Raw genomic sequence first — 7096 nt, 5'->3', positions numbered from 1 at the left:
CAAAAAGTTTAACAAAGCATGAAAATGAGGATGCTTAGGGGATAAGCGCGAGCTCCGAATATGTTTGCGACAAGCCCACCGGGTCTGACTGTCTTGGAGCAAAAACCTTCATTTAGAGGGGTCTGGGCTCACGCCTTAACCCGAACTCCTGCGCGACCCCACAAAAACTGCATAGCCTGCCCACACAACGAGAACTCCCACAATGAAGGCCAACGAGTTTTCGGACGCTATGAAGTTTCCGAAGAGGTACATAGCGGCACCCCAAAAGACGTTCCAAAAGAGTAGAATAGCCCCGGCGCGGGGGAAGAAGTCGATCTCTTTTGATCCACTCCTACCCGCGGTGAAAGAGACAAGCGATCCAGGAAACGGATGCCAATAGGCGGTAAGCATTGCAAGAGAAGTGACATTCGTTTTTACGCGCTGAACCTGACGGCCTATGTAGAAGCTGGCTGTCTGCCCAGCGGCCGCGCCCATCGTGATAGCAAGCCAAACTTTCAGAGCTAGTGCTGGATCTCCCGATGTAGCCGCCATGGCCCCAAGAATTGCGATAGCGCCAGGGAAGTAAGTGTTCAAAATGGCGATGTTCTCCACCAAGGAGACGGCGAAGACTGCTAATGCCCCACGACCTGCCAACCATTTCGAAATGGCTGAAAAGATATCCTGGTAGGATGGCCATAGGCCTACTCCTGCTCCAATCTGCAAACAAAGCAGCAGAATTAGAAACAGAAGCGGAGTTCTTGCTCGACGAACCGCGTTAAGCATTGAAACCTATCGCAAGAACGCCCGCGAGAAGTACAAAGCGGCTCACCGATAGCGATTTACGCTCATCCCAAAAACTAAGGATGACAACGGCAAGCTGTACTATTACTCCACCAAACATGTACAACTGCCCGTGCGAGTTGTCGAACACGTATGCTCCAAAAGCGCTAGCGCCAAGCATACCGAGGAGGCCTAAAGCGAAGGCGAATTTTCGCCCGATGAAGAAGGCTATGGTCTTGAAACCCGCGCGTAGGTCGCCATCAAGGTCAACAGCATCTAGTGCCATCTCCCGGAAAAGCACGAACGAAAACAGAGCGACGTAAATCTCGCCCTGCACACCGATCTTTCCGATGGCCGACGCGAACACGAATGGTGAGAGGACAAGGAGGGCTGTGTATGGGCCTTTTATCAAAGGAACCGCTGCGGATACTGGCGAATAGAATGTCGCACAGACGATGATCAGCGTGATGTAGACGGCAGCATCTACCCCAAAACAAGCAGCAGTCGCAGCTATTGCAGCAACTGACATACCGGATGCGTAAAATGTACCCGTGCGTATGCTGAGGGCACCTGTAGTGAGCGGCTTACGCTTTCCCGCCGCCCGATCCTTCCCAATGTCGAACATATCATTGACTAGAAAGCCTACCATCGTAGCCATGAAGATGGACATGAACACGGTTAAATGAGATATGAAACTCACATCCGACGACGCCATTGACAGTACTGCTGATGCGGATCCTGCGATGAAACTGAGAACGGGCCTGCCTGATAGAAAGACGTTTAGAGTATCCGCGAACATCGACTGATTTGCTGCGCTCTCAGTTACGGGGCCGGTGAACGACGGAACCTCAATGCCTGGGCCAGAGAATTTGTCGTTATCATCCTCGATTTTTTCAAGTTCCTTCGCTTCCTTTATATATAGTTTCATTAACCGGGGATGGACAAGAATGATGAGCAGCACCATTACAGTCAGCATCAACCCCGAAAAGCTTGAGGTTATCAACCGAATTGAAATTTCGAACTTTGCTTCATTGGTCAAAAGAGGGAAGTGACCAAGTGCAAGGAGAAACCAGATAGTCACACAGAACGTGATGTACACAGATACCGAAAACAGTAGCAGCATTACGCCGCCGATCGAATAGTCGAATAAACGTGGATTGTAGAGACTCTTAAAAAACGCGTCTAACTTTAGACCGAACACGTCCTTTGCGAAGCGAATGAGAGTAACCGACGCACCAAAGAGAGTGAGCAATGTTAGTGTAGCATTGAACCAATAGCGGCCGTTATCCTGAGCAAGGAATTTAGCAGGATCCGTATTCTCAGGTAGAATCGAGTTAATGCCATAGCCGCTTACACTCAGCATATAGGCAAGGGAAGCGGTGATCGCGCAGCCGAAACAATAGACCAGAGCGTAAAATCCCTTTTTGGTCGATGGCGCAGGAAACAGCCAGCCGATAATTGCTAGGTAGACAAACAGCACGATGGGAAGAGCGGTCATTTCTTGAACCACGACGGGCACAAAAAGACTCGATATTGGGAATACCACAGACGCCCAATTCGCCCCCCGCAGATAATAAGCAATGTCTTTCTCAGTGCCTGTAGAAGCCGGCAACCTTTGAAGATAGTAGATGTGCTTAACGACTTCCGCGAGACCGAGACTGTATGTCAACCCATAGATCGCGATCACGTATTTGGGAAACGCAACCTTGGTCCCCAAATATACGGCAAAAGCGAGCCCGGCGAACAGTGCCGGCAGCGCGACATGGATCGCCCAAGTCGGAAGCGTTCGCCTATAAAAGAGGGCGAAGATGACAATTTCGGTGGAAACAAGCGCGATAAAGAAATAAAGCGCCGAGTAGTAGTCATATATCGTGAATTCTCGCCCTGCCGGGATCACAGTAGGATCGGTTGGAATCGGCTGCAGTCCATTGATCGCAATGACCCAGTATATCCCCAAAAGGATTGCTGTCGTGCAAACCAAGTAAGCTGGAAAATAAACCGTATTCTCAAAGCTCTTGACGATAGCGCTCTGCTGAGTGCGGTTCTGTTCGGAAGAGGCGGAGGATTCTGCTCGCTTTGCAGTCAGATTGAAAATTGCATAGACGCAACATGGAATGTACATCACCGCCACTGCGAGTGCGGCTGACCATGGGAGCGAAGGGAGATATACCACGACACCGCCCCCAAACACCATGACCAGCAAGGCGCACACGCTCGCGCCCCATTTGTTGGACGGCGGGATATTTTCGTAACTCGGCGCAGTAAAATAGTGACGAAAAACTAGAAAGGGCAACAGGGGCAGCACACACAAGAGCGCTAATGATTTGCCAAGTTTCGTATCGAATTGCACCGCCCACAGGTAATTTGTCGCGACACTTCCAAGCGTAATTCCGAAGAAAAAACAGAGGACCGCGACAAGGAAGAGGACCAGTCCTCCGAAGATAGGATTGTCGATAAGTGCGCGCACGGATGAACCTTGTACTCTGAAATTGCTCTGCTTATAGGCAGAAATATTTGATATTCCAATTGCATGTCGCCCGCAGTTGGTGCACCCGCCATCACATTAGCATGGCTTCTGGATCAAAACCCTCGTGGTTTCGCACTTATCTGTAAGGCTACAGACCTAACAGTTTCAAAAAGTTAGGCCGGTATTTATTTTTAGACATGGCATTTGATTTGAGATTCTCGCTTCGCCTTTTGCACTTAAGTTGAGGTTCCCCGTCTAGATAAGACTGGCCGCCTATCGGCGACCTCTCACGAAAAATGGCTTATGGTGCAGTAGGTTATTGCCGGTGCGGAAAACGTTCAAGACGGAAAAACGTACCGACCCATCTCAAATTAAGTGACATCATCCGTTGGAGGCGGTGCGTTCCCCCAATTAGATGCCAGCCGACACCATGGTAAGATTGGCAGCTGAGTTTATAATTATCGATAGGGCTCAAGTATCGATAGTGATATGGTTATGCCTTGACCAACTTGCGGAAACGGCCGTATGATGGCGCAGAAAGTCGAAAAACGATGCCATATACCATCTGCTCGACGAGAGAGACAAACCTGGAGCACCCGTCATGACCGTTACCGTCAAGGTCGCCGAGGCCAAAACCCATCTGTCCGAGCTGCTGGCGAAAGTCGAAGCGGGTGAAGAGGTGATTATTTCGCGCGGCAATACCCCCGTCGCCCGCCTCTCCCGCATTCGCCGAGACAACGACGTCGATGCCTTGATCGCCGAGATCAAGGCCCAGCGCGCTGGCCGCGCCGTCACCACCCAGGACGAAATCCGCGAATGGCGCGATGAAGGCCGGCGTTACTGATGACATTCGTTCTCGATGCGTCCATTGCCGCAGCCTGGTTTCTGCCCGACGAACAACACGCCGCCGCCGATCGGCTGATGTCGGAGATGCGCTCGACGGTCGGTCTTGTGCCGGCACTGTTCTGGTTTGAGACTCGCAATCTGTTTCTGGTGGCCGAGCGACGCGGGCGGCTGAAGCAGGGCGAAGCGCTGCTGCTGATGACGCAGTTGCGAGGTTTACCGCTCGAGGACGCCGGATCCGGCGGAGATGGGCTGGTGCTGGAACTGGCGGCGCGTTACGCGCTGACGGCATACGACGCAAGCTATGTCGCGCTTGCCAGAACCCAGGGGTTACCTCTGGCAACCGGCGACCGAAAGATGGCCATTGCCGCTCGCGGTGAAGGTGTCACCGTCGTTGGGCCACTCGAACATGAACACTGAGCCCCCGCTTTCAGGCAATGAAGTTCTAAAGCGTGCCGAAGAACTCGACGCGCTCGACGCCATCCTTCCGTTCGACCGGCGCGACCAGCTCGCGGAACGTCTGACAGACGACGATGTCGCGACGCTGAAGCATCTGGCCAGCGAAGGCATGGGCGATAACACCATGCGGGCTCTGGCGTCCGATCTCGCCTACCTCGAATCCTGGTGTTCCGTGGCGACCGGCAATTCCCTCCCCTGGCCGCACCCGAAAGCCTGCTTTTAAAATTCGTCGCGCACCATCTGTGGAATCCAACAGAGCGGGAAACCAATCCCGATCACGGCATGCCCGAAGACGTGGCGATGGTGCTGCGTGCCAAGGGGCTGCTGAGAGCTACCGGCCCGCATGCGCCAGCGACAGTTCGTCGCCGGTTGACCTCCTGGTCTATCCTCACTCGCTGGCGTGGCCTGACCGGATCGTTTTCGGCGCCGTCGTTGAAGAGTGCCCTGCGTCTGGCGGTTCGCGCCAGCAATCGCCCGCGACAAAGGAAAAGCAAGAAGGCCGTGACCGGCGACATCCTCGCAAAGCTGCTGGCAGCCTGCGCCGGCGATCGCCTGGTCGATCTACGCGACCGGGCGCTTCTGTTAATGGCTTTCGCATCCGGCGGCCGCCGGCGTTCCGAGGTGGCGGCACTACGCGTCGAGGATCTGGTGGACGAGGAACCGGTTCGCGCCAATCCAGCCGATGAGCTCTCTCCTCTCCTGCCCTGCCTGACAATCCGTCTCGGCCGCACCAAAACCACCGCGGCCGACGACAACGAGCATGTCGTGCTGATCGGCCCGCCAGTCACCGCACTCAAACATTGGCTGGGTGAGGCAAAGATCGAAGCGGGACCAGTCTTTCGCCGTATTGACCAGTGGGGCAATCTCGATCGGCGGGCGATGACACCCCAATCCGTCAATCTGATCCTGAAAACGCGTATTGCACAGGCTGGCCTCGACCCGGTGCAGTTTTCCGCGCACGGACTGCGCTCCGGTTATCTCACCGAAGCTGCGAACCGCGGCATCCCACTGCCTGAAGCTATGCAGCAATCCATGCACAGGTCGGCGACCCAAGCGTCGGGATACTATAACAACACTGAGCGAAAGATGGGACGGGCGGCGCGTCTGGTTCTGTGATCTGCGACGATGTCCCTGACGTTTGGGCTGGCGGAAAACTCATCGGAGCTAAGACATCTTGACCAATGCCGCCAACAGCTTTGCCTCGATCGCAGAACGATCTATCGGGAACTTCGACGTTTCAGAATTCAAGGAACCGCATTATTGTTATCCTTCGCCGGTCACCAACGAGTCTCAGTGAACAGACAGTCCCGGAAACTTAATCAACCTGCGATAAATGGAGTGTAATGGCGCCCCAGTTGTTCCAATACATAGCGGGTATGTCATTCGCAAAACAACTCAGCATGCCGGTGGTCGTCGCTGTCCACCGTTTGGAGCTCCCGATACGAAACAAGCGGCCTGCATCCTGGTTTATCGAACCCATCAGGCAGAACCATGGATTCTGAGGCGATCTCTTTCTGTCGGCGAAAGGGCTTAGGATTTTTGCGGTATAGCCGTCAGGCCCGCAAGGTACAAACCAGTCCCACCAGCGACCAGACGCGGTCAACTGATATGTCACCCCTCTCTCGACATCGCAAACTTCTGTCCACATGGATCGCGCGTCGATGCGAACGGGCTGTATTTGAGTGTGCATCTGCTCTCCAATCCACATGAGAAGTGACGTCAGCAATTTCCGCTGTTTCGCGATCCAGTTAACTGAAGTCACAGCGCCGCATCGATAACCTTCTTGAAACGACGCGCCACCCTACCGAATGCGATTGACGTGGCATGGATCTCATCTGCCCAGTCTCCCTCTTTCAATTCGCCACGCACGTCGATCACGTAGATTTTGGTCTGCCTGCTTTTTCCTGCCACGTTGTTGAGCATGTCGTACAAGGCATCGATGAGAACTCGGATGATCCCGCGCTGCAGGGCTAGATCAGTTATATTCTTATCCCGCAAAGGGCCACCGAGCCACTCGTCCTGCTTGGCGTAAATGGGATGACGCTTGTCACCGGGATAACCGCCCGGAATGGCATAGTCGTAGCCATGGAAAAAAATCGGCAGCTTTTTGAAGTCGGGATCGCCCCGAACCGTCGCCAGCAGCTTTCTATAATCCTTCTCGAGGCGGGCTAGAACTTCGGCAAGCTTTGCCTTGTCCACGTGCCAGGCAGCATCCTTACCGCTTTTATATGGTTTGATCAGGGTAGAAAGAACAGGATTGCCGAGCAGATCTTCGCCGATCACATCGTTGCCCGCACCGGAAAACAGGAACCCGGCGACCTTGTTTGCCTTCTGCGCATCCAGACCCTTTTTGTATTCGGGATTTCTGTTGATCATGTTGTCGGCCGTGTCGCCTGCGGCATCGAGGCTCCAGATCAGAAAATCTTTGCCTAGGTGATCGACTACATCCTCGATCAGAAATGGAAACTGGGCTTGTCGCAAATTTTCAGGCTTAACCGTATGTTGACCATAGGCATGGAATTTGGCGCTCCGAAAGTTGCGGAGCGAGCCGATGATTTTGAATGCTAT

General features: G+C 53.7%; 4 protein-coding genes and 1 pseudogene. 3 read left to right on the top strand and 2 right to left on the bottom strand.

What is annotated here, in order from left to right; genetic code table 11:
- Positions 1-754: 754 nt before the first annotated feature.
- On the bottom strand, positions 755-3226 hold the full coding sequence (locus MUU53_RS23325; protein WP_247262875.1) for a UbiA family prenyltransferase: 2472 nt from the start codon (positions 3224-3226) through the stop codon (positions 755-757).
- A 601-nt stretch (positions 3227-3827) separates the two neighbouring features.
- Here MUU53_RS23325 and MUU53_RS22670 point away from each other — a divergent pair.
- The 3 genes and pseudogenes from MUU53_RS22670 to MUU53_RS22660 all read left to right on the top strand — a co-directional run bounded on the left by MUU53_RS22670 (position 3828) and on the right by MUU53_RS22660 (position 5644).
- The gene (locus MUU53_RS22670) at positions 3828-4070 is read left to right on the top strand and encodes a type II toxin-antitoxin system Phd/YefM family antitoxin (RefSeq protein ID WP_247262874.1); all 243 of its coding nucleotides are present in this window, start codon (positions 3828-3830) and stop codon (positions 4068-4070) included.
- Complete coding sequence (locus tag MUU53_RS22665) at positions 4070-4489, top strand: type II toxin-antitoxin system VapC family toxin (protein WP_247262873.1); 420 nt, start codon at positions 4070-4072, stop codon at positions 4487-4489. Before MUU53_RS22670 ends, MUU53_RS22665 begins: the two co-directional genes overlap by 1 nt.
- A pseudogene (locus MUU53_RS22660) lies at positions 4479-5644 on the top strand (site-specific integrase). The gene MUU53_RS22665 and the pseudogene MUU53_RS22660 overlap by 11 nt, the downstream one beginning before the upstream one ends.
- Before the next feature lie 642 nt (positions 5645-6286).
- Here MUU53_RS22660 and MUU53_RS22655 read toward each other — a convergent pair.
- Positions 6287-7096 (bottom strand): hypothetical protein (locus tag MUU53_RS22655; RefSeq protein WP_247262872.1); only part of this gene is annotated, 810 nt, incomplete at its 5' end.

It is taken from the genome of Affinirhizobium lemnae, assembly GCF_022968395.1.
Taxonomy (GTDB): domain Bacteria; phylum Pseudomonadota; class Alphaproteobacteria; order Rhizobiales; family Rhizobiaceae; genus Neorhizobium; species Neorhizobium lemnae.
The sequence above is the reverse complement of the archived record's forward strand: the minus strand, read 5'-3'. Positions and strand labels throughout refer to the sequence as shown.

Coding starts and splice junctions, on each gene's coding strand:
- MUU53_RS22670 (WP_247262874.1), top strand. CDS start 3,828: ATGACCGTTACCGTCAAGGTCGCCGAGGCCAAAACCCATCTGTCCGAG.
- MUU53_RS22665 (WP_247262873.1), top strand. CDS start 4,070: ATGACATTCGTTCTCGATGCGTCCATTGCCGCAGCCTGGTTTCTGCCC.